The organism is Allobosea sp. Tri-44, from assembly GCF_004123845.1.
Classification (GTDB): domain Bacteria; phylum Pseudomonadota; class Alphaproteobacteria; order Rhizobiales; family Beijerinckiaceae; genus Allobosea.
Genome location: NZ_NBDP01000019.1, coordinates 270,385 through 287,762 on the forward strand (window position 1 = coordinate 270,385; position 17,378 = coordinate 287,762).

Sequence of the window (17,378 nt, forward strand, 5' to 3'; positions counted from 1 at the left end):
GTTCTTGTTCTCGGCTGCTGGCGTCAGATCCTGAGCTTGCGCGCGAGCCGCGGGTCGATGGCATCGCGCAGCGCGTCGCCGAGCACGTTGACGGTCAGCACAAGCAGCGCCAGCGCCACGCCCGGGAAGGCGATCATCCAGGGCGCGCGCTGCATGAAGGGGCGGGCCTCGGCCAGCATGTTGCCCCAGCTCGGGATCGTCGGCGGCGTGCCGGCACCCAAGAACGACAGGATCGATTCCACGATCATCGCCGAGGCGAAGACGTAGGTCGCCTGGACGATCACGGGCGCGGCTGCATTGGGCAGGATGTGTCGCAGCAGCATTCGCGGCAGGCCGGCGCCGTTGGTGATCGCGGCTTCGACATAGGTCTGCTCGCGCAGCACCAGCACCGAAGAACGGACGACGCGGGCCATCCGCGGGATTTCGGCGACACCGATCGCGATGACGACGTTCTGGACGCTCGACCCGAACAACGACATCAGCGCGATCGCGAGCAGGATGCCGGGGATCGCCATGAGCCCGTCCATGACGCGCATCACGGTGCCGTCGAGCCAGCGCACATAGCCGGCGACGAGGCCGATGAGCAGGCCGAAGCCGACGGTCAGGAGCGTGACGAGCGCGCCGATCGTCAGCGAGATCCGGGTGCCGTTCAGGGTTCGCGACAGTGTCGAGCGGCCGAGCTGGTCGGTCCCGAACAGGAATTCGGCTCCCGGCGCAAACAGGCGCTGGATCGGATTCACCCGCACCGGGTCGGGCAGGATGTAGGGCGCGATCAGCGCGACCAGCGTGAACGCGGCCAGGACAGCAAGGCCGACGAGAATCGTCGGGTTCAGGCGCAGGAAGCGGCGCATGGCATCCAACGCGTTGGGCGCCTTCGCGACGGGGCCGGCCACGGTCATCGTCACGGCGCCCTCAATAGCGGATACGCGGATCGAACAGCACATAGCTGAGGTCGACCAGCAGGTTGACGGTGACGTAGACGAGCGAGAAGACGAGGATCAGCCCCTGCACCACCGGATAGTCGCGGCGCAGGATCGCGTCGGTGGTCAGCCGGCCGAGCCCGGGAATGTTGAAGACCGTCTCGGTCACCACCACGCCGCCGAGCAGCGCGGCGATGCCGACGCCGACGACGGTTACGACCGGGATCGCGGCGTTCTTCAGCGCATGGCGCAGCACGACCATGCGAGGCTTGAGGCCCTTGGCATGGGCGGTACGGACAAAGTCCTCCGCCAGGATTTCGAGCAGGCTCGCCCGCGTGACCCGCGCCAGCAGCGCCGCATAGAGCATGGCGAGGGCGAGCCCGGGCAGGACGAGGCTGTTCAGGCAGGGCAGCAGGCCCTGCGCGAGCGGCACATAGCCCTGTGTCGGGAACCAGCCGAGCGTCAGCGCGAAGACATAGACCAGGAAGAAGGCGACGACGAAGACCGGGGAGGAGAAACCGACCATGGCGAAGGCCATGACCATCCGGTCGACCCGGCTGCCGGCCTTGAGCGCACTCAGGGTTCCGAGCGGAAGCGCGATGGCGAGCGCCATCAGGATCGCAACCAGCGCCAGCATTGCCGTCGGCTCGATCCGCATCCCGATCAGCCGCGTCACCTCCATGTCGGAGAAGACCGAGCGGCCGAGATTGCCCTGGGCGAGCTGGCCAGCCCAGGCGAGGAGCTGCTCCGTCAGCGGCTTGTCGAGGCCGAGCTGGGTCCGGACCGAGGCGATCTGCTCGGTCGTCGCCTGGTCGCCCGCGATCAGGATGGCCGGGTCGCCGGGTGTCAGCCGCAGCAGGAAGAAGACGAAGAGGCCGACGAAGGCCAGCACCGGGATCGTCGCGGCGAGCCGGCGCAGGACATAGGAGGTCATGGCCGCGCCGGACAGTTTGCGGCGGGAACCTGCACGCCCATCGTCTCGCTCCCCGGTCTATTTTGTAACGTTTCAATCAGGTTCTCACAGAGCAAGCTGGGCTGCAAGTGGCTTTCAGTTCGCGATTGATGCTTGCGAGATGTGATGCGATCCGCAAAGCTGCCTTCAAAGTTTGAACCGTTTCACTGGGAGGATGGATGGCGACGATCCGGGATGTTGCGCGTCTGGCTGATGTGTCGGTGGCGACCGTGTCGAACGTGCTCAACAGCGCCGATCGCGTCAGCCCCGAGCTTTTGGCGCGCGTCCGCGCCGCGATGGAGAAGCTGAGCTATACGCCCCATGCCGGCGCGCGCTCGCTGCGCAAGCGTTCGAGCGGGCTGATCGGCCTCGTCGTCGGCGACATCACCAACCCGTTCTTCTCCGACCTGTTTGAGGCCGTCGAGGATGCCGCGGCCGCCAGCGGCCACCTCGTCCTGCTGTGCAACTCCAATGAGCGCAGCGAGCGCGAGGAGGCGCATCTGCGCATGCTGCGCACACAGCGCATCGACGGGCTCATCCTGGCGCCGACGGGCGCTGTCTCGATGAACCGGGCCTCGCTCCTTGCGCAGCTCGAGGTGCCGATCGTCCTGGTCGACCGCGCCATGGAGGGGCTGGGCTACGATTCGGTCGTCCTCGATAATCGGCGCGCCGGCTTCGAGGCGACGCAGCATCTGATCGGCTGCGGTCACAGGCGGATCGGCCTGGTCAATGGGCCTGAGGTGCTGCGCACGGCCGCCGAGCGTCTTGCGGGCTATCGCGAGGCGCTGCTGGCGGCGGGGCTGTCCCTGGATCCCGAGCTCATCCGCGATGCGGGCTTTCGCCAACAACCGGCCGAGCAGGCGATGGCCGAGCTGCTGGCCTTGCCGCAGCCGCCGAGCGCGATCTTCGCCACCAACAATCTGATGACGGTCGGCGTGGTGAAGGCGCTGGCCGATCGCGGCCTCGCCTGCCCGCAGGACATCTCCGTCATCGGCATCGACGACCTGCCCTGGGCCGAGGCGGTCTCGCCCAGGCTCAGCGCCGTCGCCCAGCCGGTCCGCGCCATGGGGGAGGCCGCGCTCGATCTCCTGCTCCGGCGCCTTGCCGGCAGCTTGTCCGGCCCCGGAACGACCACCGTGATGGCGCCGCGCCTCGTCATTCGCCGCTCCTGCGGCGCGCCTGCCAGCGGATTGCCTGCCCATGTCGGATGAACTCATCAAGCTCAGCGCACTCGCCGCGCGCGACCTCCTCATCGCCGGTGAGGTCAGTTCGGTGGAACTCGTCGAAGCCGCGGCGGCGCGGCTTGCCATCGTCGAGCCGCAGCTGAACGCCGTGCCGACGCTCTGCCTCGATCGGGCGATGGAACAGGCGCGGGCGGCCGATGCGGCGCGGCGAACCGGGCGAGCGAGCCTGCTCGGCGGGCTGCCGATCGTCGTCAAGGACAACAATGACGTCGCAGGGGTGCGCAACACCGGCGGCACGTCGATCTTCCGAGATCGCATTTCAACCGAATCGGACCGGACCGTCGCGCTGATGGAGGCGAATGGCGCCATCACGCTCGGCAAGTCGAACCTGTCGGAGCTCGGCGGCGCGCAGACCACCAACAGCGTCCATGGCACGACGCGGAACCCTTATGACAGCCGCCTGACCTGTGGTGGCTCGTCGGGCGGCGCGGCGGTGGCGCTGGCGACCGGCGAGGCCTGGCTCGCCCATGGCAACGATTATGGCGGCAGCCTGCGCATTCCGGCCGCGTTCTGCAATGTGACGGGCCTGCGGCCGACGCCGGGCCGGGTGCCGCGCAAGCGGCTGGCCGATCCGTTCGACACCATTGCCGTCGAGGGGCCGATGGCACGCGATGTCGCGGATCTCGCGCTCTTCTTCGACGCGATGACCGGTTATGATCCGGGTGACGTGCTGACGGCGCCGAGCGGCGAGCGGCCATTCCTCGACGCCGCGCAGGCGCCGCGCAAACCGGCGCGCATCGCCATATCGGCCGACCTCGGCCTTCTGCCGATCGAGGAGCCGATTCGGCAAGCGCTCGCGGAGCTGGCTGCGCTGCTGGAGAAGTCCGGTGTCGCGGTGGCGCACAGCGCGCCGGATGTGGCGGGCGCGATGGACGCCTTCCGCGTGCTGCGGGGAGAAGCCTTCTACGCGACCTTCGAGCCGCTCCTCGACACGCATCGCGCCATGTTTCCGGCGCCGGTTCTGGCCGATCTGCTGCGCGGCCGCGATCAGCCTGGCCATGCCATCGTCGCGGCCAACCGCCACCGCAGCGAACTTTATCGCCGCGCGGTCGACTGTCTCGACGAGCATGATTTCCTGATCTGCCCGGCGACGCAGGCGATGCCCTTTGCCGTCGAGACGCTGTTCCCAACGGTCGTCGAGGGGCGGCCGATGCAGGACTATGTCGACTGGATCTCGATCACCGCGATCTGGTCGCTCACCGGCCTGCCGGCCATCGCCATCCCGATCGGCTTCTCGCGCGAGGGCCTGCCGATCGGCATCCAGATCCTGTCCCATGCCCGGCGCGAAGCCGACCTGTTCCGGCTGGCGGCCTGGATCGAGCGGGAGCTCGCCTTGCCGAAGACGCCGATCGATCCGCGCTAGGGCTGGGCGGTCAGGTCGGAGTGCCCAACAGGGCAGCCTGAGCGACCCGCCTTTGCCGCAATTCGGGATGCTCGTCGAAGGGCTGAAGCGGCGTCATCCAGCGCCGGAGCGTCCCGGCGGTGTCGATGCGGGCAGTGAAGGGGTCCTGGCCGTGCACGGTCCAGGCGATCGTGTCGCCGAGCTCGAGCAGGGCGAAGGCTCCGGCCGGCCCCGGCAGGGTGGTGAAGCTCTCGGTGAGTGACTGCAGGGTCAGATGCGGGATGGCGTCGACGGTGGTCAGCGTGTTCCAGTGGACATGGCCGGCGATGCAGACCATCGGCACTTTCGCCCGAGCCAGCACAGCGCGGACGCGCTCGGCGCCGGGATAGGTCGAGGAGGCCGGATTGCGCTCGAAATAGTAGTTGCCGGTCTGGCCATGGCCGGAGACGGGAACATGGCTCATCACGACGAGAGGCCGGTCGGCGGCCTCGACCGTGGCGGCGAGCCAGATCAGGTCGGCCTCGCGCAGTACGAAGCCGCCCGGCCGATGGATGCGCGAATCCGCGGCCCAGAGCACGAGGCGCCAGTCACCGAGATCGACGGTGCGGTGGCCGAGCGGCTGGCCAAGGATCTCCTCGTTCTCGGCGACGCTGAGATGGTCGCGGTCGTGGTTGCCGCAGAGATGGAAGCGCGGCGTCGCGATCGGCGCGAAGGCCTCTGCGACCTCGCGCTCCAGCCTGAGGTCGGTGGCGTGGTCGACATCGGAGATGCGGTCGCCGAGATCGATCACGGCGTCGGGTCTGGTCTCGGCGACGAAGCGGCGGAATTCGTCCATCAGCGGCAGGGCTGCGCTGCCGACCTTGGTGAAGCTGTTCTCGCCGTGATGGATGTCGGCGACGAAGGCGAGGCGGAGGGATTTGGTCATGGCGGGGCTCGAAGGAGAAGCGGAAGGGGCAAGGGCAGGGCCGTCATTGCGAGCGTAGCGAAGCAATCCAGCGCCATAGAGCGCTATGTCTCTCTGGATTGCTTCGTCGGCTAATGCCTCCTCGAAATGACGACCTTGGTCGTGTCAGCGCGCGGCGAGCGTCACGCGGCCGGCGCGGAAATCGAGCACATAGGGGATGTGCCCCTGCAGCGGCCGCCAAGCGAGCGAGCGCTTCATGCCGTATGATTCAAAGGGCTGGTAGAGCGGCAGCATTGGCGGATCGTTCTTGATCGCCTGCATCAGCGCGGCATAGGCCTGCTTGCGCTCGGCGAGGTCGGTCGAGAAGCGGAACTTGTCCCAGAGGGCGATGTAAGCGTCGTCGGCCTTGAAGCGGCCTTCCGAGGCCGAGTTGCCGGTCGGCGCCCACATGATGCCGAAGGCACCGGCCGGATCGGGGAAATACATCGGATTCGACCAGCCGCGCGCCATCATCGTCGGGTCGGAGCCGGTCCACTGCTCGGTGACGTTGAGCTGCATCTTGACGCCGACGGCGCCCCACATCTCCTGGATCGCCTGCGCCGCGAGGAGGCCGTTGGTGTAGTAGGCTGCCTGGATGTCATAGCGGATCGGCGAGCCGTCATAGCCGGCTTCCTTGAGTAGTGCCTTCGCCTTGGCCGGGTCGTATTCGAAGGTGGCGAGCTCCGGCATGTAGAGCGGGCCGAACTGCGCGAATGAATGCGAGGTCGGGACCTTGGCTTTGCCGAACCAGAGCGCCTCGTTCAGCGTCTTGCGGTCGATGGCATAGGACAGGGCCTGGCGCAGCTTGGGATTGGCCATCTTCGGGTTTTGGGTGTTGAAGATGACGACGTGGAAGAGCGGCGTCTGCATGCCCTCGACCTTGAGCTTCGGATCGGCCGCGACCGGCGCGAGCTGATCCGGCGGAATGTTGGTGATGAGATCGACCTCGCTGTTCTTGAGCGCCGTCAGGCGCCCCGAGAGCTCCGGAATGCGTGTCACCGTGACCTTCTGGAAGGGGGCCTTCTCGCCCCAGAAGCCGTCGAAGCGCTCATAGACCAGGCGCTGGTTCGGCACGAACTCGGCGATCTTGTAGGGGCCGGTGCCGACCGGCTTCAGCGCGAAGGCCTCGAAATCGGAGGCTTCGGCGACGTTCGGATCGCCGGTCAGGGCCATCACGTATTTCTTCGGCACGATCATGCCCTGCTGGACGTTGAGCAGCGTCTCGAACAGCGGCTCGGGCCTGGTCGCGGTGACGCGCACGGTCTCGGCATCGACGGCCTCGACCTTGGCCATGTTCGGCAGCGTGTCGCGCTTGCGGATGCCATAGGGCGGGAAGGTCGCGTTGATGATGCGGTCGAAGGAGAAGACGACATCCTCGACCGTCATCGGGTCGCTATTGTGGAATTTTACGCCCTGGCGGATCTTGAGCTCGATCACCGTTGGCGAGACCTGTGTCCAGCTCGTGGCGATACCCGGCTGCCAGACGCTTTCGGCGCGGGTGGCGTCCTTGCCGATCAGCGGGTCGAAGGCGTTGAAGTAGAATTGCGAGCCGACATTCGAGAAATCGCGGCCAGGGTCGAGCCAGGGCGCCATGTTCTGAACCCCGACCTTCAGTTCCTGTGCCTGGGCGAGGCTGAGGAAAGCCGTCGCCGAGAGCGCGGCGAGCGTCAGTGTCTTAAAGGTCTTGCGCATGAGTGTCTGTCCCTTGTTCGGGTGAACGGCATGAACGGCGAATGGGCAGTCAGCGTCCGCGCAGGCGCGGGTCGAGGCGGTCGCGCAGCGCATCCCCGAGCAGCATGGCGACGAGGCTGACGAGCACGATGAAGAGGGCGGGGATGGCGACGATCCAGGGCGCGGAGGCCATGTAGTCCCGGCCCTGACCGACCATGGAGCCCAGCGTCGCCGTCGGCGGCTGGACGCCGAGGCCGAGGAAGGAAAGCGCCGATTCCAGCAGGATCAGGTTCGAGAAGTTGAGGCTCGCCATGACCACGACCGGCGAGATCAGGTTCGGGATCATGTGGACGGTGGCGATGCGCCAGGGGCCGGCTCCAGCGGCGCGGGCGGCCTCGACGAAGGGCATCTCGCGCAGGCTCAGCACCTGGGCTCGGATCAGCCGGGCGAAATGGGCCCAATAGGCGATACCGAGCACGCAGATCAGCACGGTCACGTCGGTGCCGGCGAGCGCCACGACGAAGAGCGCGACGAGCGTGAAGGGCAACGACATCATGATGTCGACGAGGCCCATGATCAGCGCATCGGCCCAGCCGCGCAGCAGCCCGGCGGCGAGGCCAAGCGCTGCGCCGATGGCAAGGCCGAGCAGGCTGCCGAAGAGCGCGAGCGCCAGCGTCAGGCGCAGGCCATGAAGACAACGCGACAGCAGATCACGGCCGAGCTGGTCGGTGCCGAGCCAATAGAGCGGGTTGGCACCATGGGTGCCGATCGGAGGTTTCAATCGCGCCAGGAGCCGCTGCTGATCGGGCTCGAAGGGCGAAACCAGCGGCGCGAGAATGGCGAGCGCGAGCAGCAGCAATCCGAGCAGGGCCGCTGCCGTGACCAGCATGTTTGCGCCACCCAGGGAGGGAAGCCTGAGCCGCGGCAGCCGGCGCGGCGGGAGCATCAGCTTGACGTCAGCGATCTCGGTCATGGCGGGTCAGGCTCCGACGAGGCGCACGCGCGGATCGGACGCGGCATAGGCGAGGTCGATCGCGAAATTGACGAGGATGACGGCGCCGGCGACGACGAGGACGCCGAATTGCAGCACGGGGTAGTCGCGGCGCAGCGTCGCGCCGACGAGCAGGTCGCCGACCCCGTTCCAGGCGAAGACGGTCTCGACCACGACGGCGCCGGAAACGAGCGTGGTGATCTGCAGGCCGAGTACGGTGATCACCGGGATCAGCGCATTGCGCAGCCCATGCCGCAGGATGATGGCGCTCTCGGAAAGGCCCTTGGCGCGGGCGGTGCGCATATAGTCCTCGGAGAGGACGTCGAGCATGGCATTGCGGGTGTAACGGGTGAGCGCCGCGACGAAATAGGCAGCGAGCGCCACGGTCGGCATCAGATAGTGCAGGGCCGTGGCCGAGCCGGCGCTCGGCAGCCAGTGCAGCGTATAGGAGAAGACGAGCAGCAGCAGAATGGCGAGGACGAAGTTCGGCACCGCATAACCGAGGAAGGCGACGAAGAGCACGCCCTGGCCGCGCGGCTGTCCGCGCCAGAGCGCGGCGAGAATGCCAAGCGGGACGCCGACTGCGACGGTCAGTGCGAGCGTCGCAAGCAACAGGGAAGCGCTCTGCCAGAGCCTCTCGCCGAAGATCACGGCGACCGGCCGCCGCTCCATCAGGCCGAGGCCGAAATCGCCTGAGAGCAGGGATTTCCAGTACAGCAGGTATTGCTGGGCGATCGGGCGGTCGAGGCCCCAATAGGCGATCATCTCGGCGCGCGAGACGGCATCGAGACCCTCCGGCATCAGGAAATCGATCGGATTGCCGGTCAGCCGCGTCGCCAGGAAGACGGCGGTGACGATCGCCCAGAGCGTGATCGACATGCGCAGGAGACGGCTGCCTAGGAATGCGAGCATGGCGTCCTCTGGGACGGGCTGCGGGTGTCGCCACGCGGCCGGTTGGACCAGCCGAGACCCGGGCCTTCTGGCAGCCTTCCATGACAGGCTTATGAATATAGCTCACTCGATATCATGTTTGACACTGAGATAATCTCAGTTCATGCATGCCCGACTTCGACGCGGAGTTTGCGGTGCACGCAGCGGACGATATTCGTGGCTGGCTGATCGATCTCGACGGTACCCTGGTCTGCGGTGGCCGGGCGATGCCGGGGGCGAGGGTTTTTCTGGACGCCTGCGCCGGCCGTTTCGTCGTGGTTTCGAACGATGCCGAGCATACGCCGGCGGAGCTGGCGAGCCGCCTGCGGCGGATCGGGCTCGAGGTTCCGGCAGACCGTATCGTGCTGGCAGGAGCCGTCGCGCTCGACGAGATCGCCAAGCGCCGGCCCGGAGCGCGTGTGCTCGTGCTGGCGAGCGACGCCCTGGTGCGTCATGCGCGCGAGCTCGGCCTCGTGCCGGTGCGGACGCGGCCCGATATCGTCTTTCTCGGCCGTGACCGGCGCTTCAGCCATAAGCGGCTGGCGCTGGCCGCCAATGCCGTGCGGGCGGGCGCCGAACTCGTCGTTGCCAATCCCGATCTCGTCCATCCCGGCGCTGATGGCGCGGTCGTGCCGGAAACCGGCGCGCTGCTGGCAGCGCTGCTCGCCTGCACCGGCCCCGTCAGCTATCGGCTCGTCGGCAAGCCGGAACCGACCCTGTTCGCCGCGGGGTTCGCCTTGCTCGGCCTGCCGAAGCGGGCGGTCGCGATGCTCGGCGACAATCCCCGGACCGATGGTGAGGGCGCCCGCCGCTTCGGCCTGCGCTATGTCGACGTCGCCGATGGAGTTTTCCCACAAGTGGATGTCGAGACGGCTTGTCCAAGGGAAGAAGGCGTGTTCGCCTTGCCGGCATGACCACCTCTCAACGCAAGCCGGATACCGACGCCATGACGGACAATCCCGAACGGGCGCGCAATGGCGGACATGACGGCTTCGACGGCGTGATCGAGCGGCTGACGGCGCTGCGTCCAACGCTGCCTCCCACGGCCGCCCGCATCGCCGATGTCTTGCTCGCCCATGCGGCCGAGGTCGTGCACATGTCTGTGACGGAGGTGGCCGAGCGGGCGGAAGCCAGCGAAGGCAGCGTGATTTCGCTCTGCCGCCAGCTTGGCGCGCGCGGCTTCCAGCAGGTCAAGATCGCGCTGGCCCGCGATCTCGTGCAGCCGGTGCAGTTCATCCACGAGGATCTCGCCCGTACCGACGACACCGGCACCGTGATCGAGAAGATCTTCGGCAGCGATCTGCAGGCGCTGCACGACACCATGAAGGTGCTCGACCGGGCGGCGATGGAGCGCGCGGTTGCGGCGATCCGTGGGGCGCGGCGCGTCGAGCTCTACGGTATCGGCAGCGCCGCCCCGATCGCGGAGGACGCCAATTACCGGCTGCTGCGCATCGGCGTCGAATCCAAGGTCGTGGTCGATTCCCACGTCCAGGCGATCAGCGCCGCGCTGACCGGCCCGGATGTCGCGACGATCACGATCTCGCATTCGGGCTCGACGCATGAGACCGTCACCGCGACCAGGCTGGCGCGGGAAGCGGGAGCGACGACGATCTGCATCACCAATTTCGGCAAGTCGCCGCTGCTCGCCTATGCTGACATCGTCTTGAACACCATGGCGCGCGAGACCCAGTTCCGCACCGAGGCGATGACGAGCCGCATCGCCCAGCTCGCCGTCATCGACGCCCTGATCGCCTGCCTCTCGCTGGCCGATTACGACAAGGCGGTGGCGACGATCGGCAGGACCTTCGACGTGCTCTCGACCAAGCGGTTCTAGCCGCAGGCTTTGCGCGTCAGGCGAAGAGCGCTCCCGGGTTCGGCGTGTACTTGGCGAGCTTGTCGCGATCGATGGTGACGCCGAGGCCCGGCAGGTCCGGGATCGTTAGCCAACCTTCCGCATCGAGGTCGAAAGGCCTGGCGAGGATGCCGTCGACATAGGGGCTGCCGCCGATGAACTCGACGAGGTCGGCATCCGGGAAGGCCGTCGCCATCTGCAGGTCGGCGGCGAGGCCCAGTGCGGTGTTCCAGCCATGGCCGACATATCTGATGCCGAGATCATAGGCCATCCAGGCGATGCGGCGCTGCTCGGAGATGCCGCCGACCTTGGTGACATCGGGCTGGACAATGTCGACGGCGCCAGTGGTCAGCCAGGGAATGAAGCTCTGGCGTCTCGTCAGGACCTCGCAGCCGGCGATCGGAATCGGCGAGGAGCGGCGGAGCTCACGGTAATCGTCGATCGCGTCGGGCCGGACCGGCTCCTCGAACCAGCCGACATCGTAATCGGCCAGCATTTCGGCGGTGCGCTTGGCCCATTTCAACCCGTGCGGCCAGAGTGCATCGCTGGCGCCGGCGTCGACGAAGAGTTTGGAGCGCTCGCCGGCGGCCTCGCGCGCGGCACGCACGATCGCCTCGTCGAGTTTGGTGTCGAGTGCCCGGCCGAACGGACCCCAGCCGATCTTGAAGGCGGTGAAGCCCTTGTCGCGATAGCTCGCGACGACGTCCCGCATCGCATCGGGCTCTTCCATCAGGAGCGAGCAATAGGGCTGGACGCGCTCGCGATAGCGGCCGCCGAGCAGCCGGCCGACGCTGAGGCCGGTGGCCTGGCCGAGAATGTCCCAGAGCGCGATGTCGATGCCGCTGATCGTGTGCGTCAGCGTGCCGCCGCGGCCCATCCAGAAGGTGTTCTGGTGCAGCTTCTCGCTGACGAAATCGGGCGAGAGCGCATCTGCGCCGAGGAAGAGCGGCTCCAGCACCTTGAGCCCGGCCTGGACCAGGCGCCCGTCAGTGAAGACGCTGCCATAGCCGGTGACGCCCTGGTCGGTGTGAACCGCTATCAGGGCATGGATCGAATCCTCGGGCCGGATCTCGGCCGACCAGCCACCTTTCGGACTCTCGCCAAAGAGCGGGGCGGCCTCGATGCGGGTGATCCTGAAGGGCGGCAGCGCTGCCGGCCGATTGGCCGCGCGGGTCTGCGGAAGAGCCTGATCGTTCACTGTGCGTCCCTTTCCCTGCGGCGCTTGGCGACGATGGCCTCGTAGTCCATCGCGTGGTTCATCACGGTGATGTGCTCGTCGAGCGTGCGTTCGATCGCCTCGATGTCGCCGGCTTCGAACACGGCGAGCAGGTCGACATGCTCCTCGACCACGCCGGCCATCGGCTTGCCGAAGGTGGCGAGGCCGAAAATGATCGTGCATTGCGGCGCCAGCGTCTCCCACAGGTCGAGCGTGACGCTGTTGCCGCCGAGCCGGCAGAGCGCGCGATGAAAGCGCGTATCGGCGACCGCGACGCCGTAGGCGCTGCCACGCGCCGCCATCAGCTCCATCTCGGCGACGGCGTTGCGCAGTTCGTCGAGATGGCTGCCGCGATTGCGCCCGGCGGCGACGGCGCGGGCGGTTGCGCTGGCCTCGAGCGCGATGCGGGCCTCGATCAGGTCGGAGACGCGCTCATTGGTGACCGGGCGCAGCCGGATGCCCTTATAGGGTTCGCTGACGACGACGCCCTGGCTTTCCAGCAGCCGCAAAGCCTCTCGTACGGGCACGCGGCTCACGCCCAGCTTGCGGGCGAGATCGACCTCGACGATGCGATCGCCCGGCAGGATCAGCCCGGCGGCCCCACCGGCGATGATCGCTTCGATGGTGTGGTCGACGAGGGTCTGCGGCTGGAGCGGCTGCCAATCCGGGGCTGGGCTCCCCATCCGATGCGGTGTCGCAATCTCGGTCGCTCCCATGCGTTCGTCCGCCTCCGGCATGCAACTCTCTCTCGCTTGACACGTCGTATGATCGTATACAATCATACGACAATAAGAACAAGGAGGGGCTCGCGATGTCGTCCACAAGCCGGGTTCGCTGCGAGATCGATTTCGAAGCGAGCGGCCGTCAGGCCGGCTATCTGCGCGCGCCACTTTCCCGCAACACCTCCGGCTGGGGCGTCGTCGAGATTCCGGCCGTCAGCGTGAAGAACGGTAGCGGCCCGACCATCCTGTTCACCGGTGGCGTGCATGGCGACGAGTATGAAGGCCCGATCGCGATCTCGCGGCTCGCCCGCAGCCTCGACCCGGCTGCGATCCAGGGCCGCGTCATCATGATCCCGGCGCTCAACATCCCGGCGGTGATGAACGACACGCGGCTCTCGCCGGTCGACAACCGCGACATGAACCGCTGCTTTCCAGGCAATCCGAAGGGCACATTCTCGGAGATGCTGGCGCATTTCGTCGACGAGATGCTGCTGCCGCTGGTCGATATCTCGGTCGACCTTCATACGGCGGGCCACTCGGGCGATTCCGCGCTCTCGACCAACATGCACTACGTCGACGACGCCGCCCTGCGCGACCGGACCATGGCGGCGGCTGCAGCCTTCGGCGCGCCCTACAATGTCGTGTTCTGGGGTGTCGACGAAGGCGCGACGCTGACCTCCTCGGTCGAGCGCCGCGGCATTCTCTCGCTCGGCACCGAGCTTGGCGGCTGGGGGCGGGTCAATGTCGAGGGCGTGCGCATCGCCGACCGGGCCCTGACCAACATTCTCAAGCATTTCGGACTGATGGAGGGCGAGCCGGAGACGCGCCAGCGCGATGGCTCTCCCGGCACCCGCCACATGATGGTACGGGATTCAGCCGGCTATTCTTTTGCTCCCGCGGGCGGACTGTTCGAGCCGCGCAACGTCGTCGGCGATGTCTGCCGCGCCGGTGAGCTCGCCGGCTACCTGCATTTCGTCGAGGACGTCGACCGCGCGCCGCTGGAGGTGCGCTATCGCCGCGACGGCGTGCTGTGGATGTCGGCCGGGCCTGGCCGCGTGCAGCGCGGCGATGCCGTGGCCGTGCTGATGGAGGATTACGACGCGCTGCGCGCCGCGGACTGACCGTCTTCGTGCCTGACCAACAAACCGGAGGGGAGAAGAACATGGCAAAGCACATCATCCTTGGCACCGCCATCGCCGCGGCCATCGCCCTGGGAGGGGCTCAAGGAGCGTTGGCCCAGCGCAAGGGCGGCGAGGTCACGATCGGCATCAGCCAGGCGCCGCCCTCGCTCGATGCCCAGATCACCTCGGCGCAGGCGTCGCGCAATGTCACGCTGCACATCTTCGAGACGCTCTACGCCCGCGACGAAAACGCCAAGCCGGTGCCCGACCTGGCGGAGGGCGTCACCGTCTCGCCTGATGGCAAGAGCTATGTCTTTCCGATCCGCAAGGACGTGACCTTCCACAACGGCAAGAAGCTCGACGCCGCCGACGTCGTCGCCTCGCTCGAACGCTATCGCAAGATCGGGGCGTCGCCGGCGCTCGTCGCCGCGATCGATGCGGTCAAGGCGAGCGGCGAGCATGAGGTCACGGTCACGCTGAAGCAGGCCCAGTCGACCTTCCTCGACAATCTCTCGTCGCCGCGCGCGCCGATCGCGATCTATCCGGCGAGCGAGGCCGCCAAGGAAGCCGGCAAGATCGAGATCATCGGCACCGGTCCCTACAAGTTCGTCGAGTACAAGCCGGACAGCCATGTGAAGCTCGCGCGCTATGACGCATATGCGCCCAACCCAAAGGGGACGGGGCGCGACGGCTTCGCCGGCAAGAAGGAAGCCTTCCTCGACGCTGTGACCTTCCGCTTCATGCCTGAGGGTGGTGCCCGTACGGCGGCGCTCGAAGCAGGCCAGATCCAGTTCAACGAGACCGTCGACGGGCCGACGGCGAAGCGGCTCGGCACCGACGCGCGTTTCACCATCCACAAGGTGATGCCGTTCGGCCTGCAGGTGATCAAGTTCAACCAGGCGCAGCCGCCGGCCAATGATGTCAACTTTCGCCTCGCCGTGCAGGCGGCGCTCGACATGGAGGAGATCATGGCGATTTCCTATGCTGACATCTACCAGATGGACCCGAGCTGGCTCTATCCCGGCGCCGCCTTCCACTCGACTGTCGGCGGCGACAAGTACAACAAGGCTGATCTGAAGCTCGCCAAGGAGCTGCTCGGCAAGTCCTCCTACAAGGGCGGCAAGGTCACCTTCATCGTCGACAACCTGCGCGCCAATGTCGACACCGCAACCGTGGTGCAGCAGAAGCTCAAGGAGATCGGCATCGAGGTCGAGATCGCCGTCTCCGATTGGCCGACCGTCTCCAAGATCGGCTTCACGCCGACGAACTGGACCTTCTGGACGCATGGCTTCGGCATCGAGCCCTATGAGGGGCCGGGCTCGGTGATGGCGCCCTGGGTGAACGGCCTCTCGCAGCAGGCCAAGGACCCGGAGATCGACCGGATCGCCGCAGCCTTCAATGCCGAGCTCGACGAGGGCAAGCGCAAGGCGCTCTACGATGCCTTCCAGAAGCACATGTACGATGCCGCCGTGGCCATGAAGGCCGGCAATTACGGGATCTTCCAAGCCTCGACCGCCAAGCTCAAGAACTTCAAGCCTTATCGCATTCCCCGGATGTGGGGCGTCTGGCTCGAGCCGTGAGCGCGAGCGGTTGAAACCCGATCTGCGGGTCTGGCCCGCAGATCGCGCCGGCGGCAATGGCCGCCGCATCTCGGTCCTTGAGGAGTGGCATGGGAAGCTTCCTGATCCGCCGTCTGGCGGGCGCCTTCGTCGTGCTCGCACTGGTGTCGCTGATGTCCTTCGCGCTGATCTGGCTGGTGCCGGGCGATCCGGCGGCGGCCTTTCTCGACGCCTCGGCGACGCCGCAGCAGATCGCCACGCTGCGCAGGGCGCTCGGGCTCGATCTGTCGCTGCCGCAGCAGATGATCGGGTGGTACGGGCGGATCCTGAGCGGCGATCTCGGCCAGTCGATCCTGCTCAACCGCTCGGTGAGCGCCGCGCTGATCGAGCGCCTGCCGGTGACGCTGGCGCTGGCGGCGCTCGCGCTCGCCTTCGCGGTGATAGTCGGCGTTACCGCCGGCCTCGTCGCCGCGGTCAACCACAACCGCTGGCCCGACCAGGCGGTGATGACGGCGGCGCTGCTCGGTTTGTCGGTTCCGGATTTCTGGCTCGGCCTGGTCATGGTTCTCGTCTTCGCGGTCTCGCTCGGCTGGCTGCCGAGCGGCGGCTTCACCGCCTTCACGCAATCGCCGGGCGAATGGCTGCGCTGCATGATCCTGCCGGCGCTGACGCTGGGGCTGGTCCAAGTCGGCTTTATCGCCCGGATGGCGCGCGCTTCGATGCTCGACACGCTCGGTCAGGACTATGTCCGGACCGCCGACGCCAAGGGCCTTGCGAAGCTGCGCGTTGTGCTGCGGCACGCTTTGCCCAATGCGCTGATCCCGATCCTGACCGTGATCGGCATCGTCTCCGGCGCGCTGCTCGGCGGCGCCGTCATCGTCGAGCAGGTCTTCTCGATCCCGGGGATCGGCCGCCTGATCGTCGGCGCCATTGCCGCGCGCGATTTTCCGGTGCTGCAGGGCGGGCTTCTGTTCCTCGCGGTCGTCTATCTCTCGATCAATCTCGTGGTCGATGTCCTCTACGCCGTCGTCGATCCGCGGGTGAGACTGGCATGAGCGCGGGCGAACCGCTTGTCGGCCGCGCCGCCTGGCGCCGCCTGCTGCGCCACCGCTCCTTCGTGATCGGGGGCGTGCTGGTGCTCGCCATGGTCCTGGTCGCGCTCGCCGCCGGCGTGCTTTCGCCCTTCGATCCCCTGCGCAGCAACGTCCGCGCTCGACTGGTGGCGCCGGATGCCACCCATTGGTTCGGCACCGACCATTTCGGCCGTGACATCCTCTCGCGCGTGATGATCGGAGCGCGAATCTCGCTCGCCATCGGCGCCTTGACCGCTGTCCTCGCGGGCATCGCCGGGACGTTGAGCGGTGCGGTCGCCGGCTTCTTCCCGCGCCTCGACCAGCCGATCATGCGGGTGATGGACGCGCTGATGGCGTTCCCCTCGATCGTTCTCGCCATGGTCGTCTCGGCCGTGCTCGGCGCGTCGCTGACCAATGTCGTGATCGCGCTCGCCATCGCCACGACGCCGCACACCGCCCGGATCGTGCGCGCCTCCGTGCTGCTGGAACGGGAGTTGGACTATGTCTCCGCCGCGCGTTCGATCGGCGCCGGCGAGATGACCATCCTGTTCAAGCACGTGCTGCGCAACGCCGCCGGGCCGCTGATCGTGCGATTGACCTATGTCTTCGCCATCGCAGTGCTGGCCGAGGCGGCGCTGTCCTTCGTCGGCGCAGGGCCGCCGCCGCCGGCCGCCTCCTTCGGCTCGATCATCGCCCAGGGCCGCGACTTCATGCGCGAAGCGCCGTGGATCACGGTGTTTCCAGGCCTCGCCATCATCGTCTGCGTGCTCGGGCTCAACCTGCTCGGCGATGGCCTGCGCGACGTGCTCGACCCCCGCCTGAAATTCTGACCCGCCGGAGCC

Annotated in this window: 16 protein-coding genes; 8 read left to right on the plus strand and 8 right to left on the minus strand. The window is 67.3% G+C overall.

The window, feature by feature from the left end:
• Window positions 1-23: 23 nt before the first annotated feature.
• Together B6S44_RS13535 and B6S44_RS13540 are read right to left on the minus strand one after the other, a co-directional pair.
• Window positions 24-899, minus strand: a complete 876-nt coding sequence (locus tag B6S44_RS13535; RefSeq protein WP_248309604.1) for an ABC transporter permease — start codon at window positions 897-899, stop codon at window positions 24-26.
• Window positions 900-912: 13 nt separating this feature from the next.
• The gene (locus B6S44_RS13540) at window positions 913-1,854 is read right to left on the minus strand and encodes an ABC transporter permease (RefSeq protein WP_129157415.1); all 942 of its coding nucleotides are present in this window, start codon (window positions 1,852-1,854) and stop codon (window positions 913-915) included.
• Between the two features lie 197 nt (window positions 1,855-2,051).
• Between B6S44_RS13540 and B6S44_RS13545 the strand changes: the two genes are divergently transcribed.
• Window positions 2,052-3,083: a LacI family DNA-binding transcriptional regulator gene (locus B6S44_RS13545; RefSeq protein ID WP_129157416.1), complete on the plus strand. Its 1,032-nt coding sequence runs from the start codon at window positions 2,052-2,054 to the stop codon at window positions 3,081-3,083.
• Entirely contained in the window at window positions 3,073-4,479 is a 1,407-nt protein-coding gene (locus B6S44_RS13550) for an amidase (RefSeq protein ID WP_129157417.1), read from the plus strand. The genes B6S44_RS13545 and B6S44_RS13550 overlap by 11 nt, the downstream gene beginning before the upstream one ends.
• A gap of 10 nt (window positions 4,480-4,489) precedes the next feature.
• On the opposite strand, the gene B6S44_RS13555 is transcribed toward B6S44_RS13550, so the two are convergent.
• The 4 genes from B6S44_RS13555 to B6S44_RS13570 form a co-directional block, all read right to left on the minus strand.
• Window positions 4,490-5,383 (minus strand): metallophosphoesterase family protein, encoded by an 894-nt coding sequence (locus B6S44_RS13555; protein WP_129157418.1) that lies wholly within the window; start codon window positions 5,381-5,383, stop codon window positions 4,490-4,492.
• Window positions 5,384-5,527: 144 nt separating this feature from the next.
• On the minus strand, window positions 5,528-7,093 hold the full coding sequence (locus B6S44_RS13560) for an ABC transporter substrate-binding protein (protein ID WP_129157419.1): 1,566 nt from the start codon (window positions 7,091-7,093) through the stop codon (window positions 5,528-5,530).
• Between the two features lie 49 nt (window positions 7,094-7,142).
• On the minus strand, window positions 7,143-8,045 hold the full coding sequence (locus B6S44_RS13565) for an ABC transporter permease (RefSeq protein ID WP_129157420.1): 903 nt from the start codon (window positions 8,043-8,045) through the stop codon (window positions 7,143-7,145).
• 6 nt (window positions 8,046-8,051) lie between these two features.
• Window positions 8,052-8,975: an ABC transporter permease gene (locus B6S44_RS13570; protein ID WP_129157421.1), complete on the minus strand. Its 924-nt coding sequence runs from the start codon at window positions 8,973-8,975 to the stop codon at window positions 8,052-8,054.
• Window positions 8,976-9,121: 146 nt separating this feature from the next.
• Here B6S44_RS13570 and B6S44_RS13575 point away from each other — a divergent pair, with 146 nt between their 5' ends.
• Together B6S44_RS13575 and B6S44_RS13580 are read left to right on the plus strand one after the other, a co-directional pair.
• Window positions 9,122-9,907 (plus strand): HAD-IIA family hydrolase, encoded by a 786-nt coding sequence (locus B6S44_RS13575; protein ID WP_129157422.1) that lies wholly within the window; start codon window positions 9,122-9,124, stop codon window positions 9,905-9,907.
• Window positions 9,908-9,939: 32 nt separating this feature from the next.
• On the plus strand, window positions 9,940-10,827 hold the full coding sequence (locus B6S44_RS13580) for a MurR/RpiR family transcriptional regulator (protein ID WP_129157423.1): 888 nt from the start codon (window positions 9,940-9,942) through the stop codon (window positions 10,825-10,827).
• 16 nt (window positions 10,828-10,843) lie between these two features.
• Here the strand turns inward: B6S44_RS13580 and B6S44_RS13585 are convergent, their stop codons facing one another.
• A complete protein-coding gene (locus B6S44_RS13585) occupies window positions 10,844-12,043 on the minus strand; it encodes a mandelate racemase/muconate lactonizing enzyme family protein (protein WP_248309585.1) in 1,200 nt (399 codons plus the stop codon).
• Window positions 12,040-12,798 carry a GntR family transcriptional regulator gene (locus tag B6S44_RS13590; protein ID WP_248309586.1) on the minus strand — a complete coding sequence of 253 codons (759 nt, stop codon included), beginning with the start codon at window positions 12,796-12,798 and terminating at the stop codon, window positions 12,040-12,042. Before B6S44_RS13590 ends, B6S44_RS13585 begins: the two co-directional genes overlap by 4 nt.
• A gap of 74 nt (window positions 12,799-12,872) precedes the next feature.
• Between B6S44_RS13590 and B6S44_RS13595 the strand changes: the two genes are divergently transcribed.
• From B6S44_RS13595 to B6S44_RS13610, 4 genes are all read left to right on the plus strand, one after another.
• Window positions 12,873-13,904 (plus strand): succinylglutamate desuccinylase/aspartoacylase family protein, encoded by a 1,032-nt coding sequence (locus B6S44_RS13595; protein ID WP_129157424.1) that lies wholly within the window; start codon window positions 12,873-12,875, stop codon window positions 13,902-13,904.
• A gap of 41 nt (window positions 13,905-13,945) precedes the next feature.
• Window positions 13,946-15,484, plus strand: a complete 1,539-nt coding sequence (locus B6S44_RS13600) for an ABC transporter substrate-binding protein (protein ID WP_129157425.1) — start codon at window positions 13,946-13,948, stop codon at window positions 15,482-15,484.
• 89 nt (window positions 15,485-15,573) lie between these two features.
• Entirely contained in the window at window positions 15,574-16,518 is a 945-nt protein-coding gene (locus B6S44_RS13605) for an ABC transporter permease (protein ID WP_129157426.1), read from the plus strand.
• Window positions 16,515-17,366, plus strand: coding sequence for an ABC transporter permease (locus B6S44_RS13610; protein WP_129157427.1), 852 nt, complete (start codon window positions 16,515-16,517; stop codon window positions 17,364-17,366). Before B6S44_RS13605 ends, B6S44_RS13610 begins: the two co-directional genes overlap by 4 nt.
• The last annotated feature ends 12 nt before the right edge of the window (window positions 17,367-17,378 follow it).

Excerpts from the sequence above, each read along its gene's own strand:
- B6S44_RS13580 (WP_129157423.1), top strand. The coding sequence starts at position 9,940 with ATGACGGACAATCCCGAACGGGCGCGCAATGGCGGACATGACGGCTTC.
- B6S44_RS13540 (WP_129157415.1), bottom strand. The coding sequence starts at position 1,854 with ATGACCTCCTATGTCCTGCGCCGGCTCGCCGCGACGATCCCGGTGCTG.
- B6S44_RS13570 (WP_129157421.1), bottom strand. The coding sequence starts at position 8,975 with ATGCTCGCATTCCTAGGCAGCCGTCTCCTGCGCATGTCGATCACGCTC.
- B6S44_RS13595 (WP_129157424.1), top strand. The coding sequence starts at position 12,873 with ATGTCGTCCACAAGCCGGGTTCGCTGCGAGATCGATTTCGAAGCGAGC.
- B6S44_RS13545 (WP_129157416.1), top strand. The coding sequence starts at position 2,052 with ATGGCGACGATCCGGGATGTTGCGCGTCTGGCTGATGTGTCGGTGGCG.
- B6S44_RS13605 (WP_129157426.1), top strand. The coding sequence starts at position 15,574 with ATGGGAAGCTTCCTGATCCGCCGTCTGGCGGGCGCCTTCGTCGTGCTC.
- B6S44_RS13600 (WP_129157425.1), top strand. The coding sequence starts at position 13,946 with ATGGCAAAGCACATCATCCTTGGCACCGCCATCGCCGCGGCCATCGCC.
- B6S44_RS13575 (WP_129157422.1), top strand. The coding sequence starts at position 9,122 with ATGCCCGACTTCGACGCGGAGTTTGCGGTGCACGCAGCGGACGATATT.
- B6S44_RS13590 (WP_248309586.1), bottom strand. The coding sequence starts at position 12,798 with ATGCCGGAGGCGGACGAACGCATGGGAGCGACCGAGATTGCGACACCG.
- B6S44_RS13535 (WP_248309604.1), bottom strand. The coding sequence starts at position 899 with ATGACCGTGGCCGGCCCCGTCGCGAAGGCGCCCAACGCGTTGGATGCC.
- B6S44_RS13560 (WP_129157419.1), bottom strand. The coding sequence starts at position 7,093 with ATGCGCAAGACCTTTAAGACACTGACGCTCGCCGCGCTCTCGGCGACG.
- B6S44_RS13565 (WP_129157420.1), bottom strand. The coding sequence starts at position 8,045 with ATGACCGAGATCGCTGACGTCAAGCTGATGCTCCCGCCGCGCCGGCTG.
- B6S44_RS13610 (WP_129157427.1), top strand. The coding sequence starts at position 16,515 with ATGAGCGCGGGCGAACCGCTTGTCGGCCGCGCCGCCTGGCGCCGCCTG.
- B6S44_RS13555 (WP_129157418.1), bottom strand. The coding sequence starts at position 5,383 with ATGACCAAATCCCTCCGCCTCGCCTTCGTCGCCGACATCCATCACGGC.
- B6S44_RS13550 (WP_129157417.1), top strand. The coding sequence starts at position 3,073 with ATGTCGGATGAACTCATCAAGCTCAGCGCACTCGCCGCGCGCGACCTC.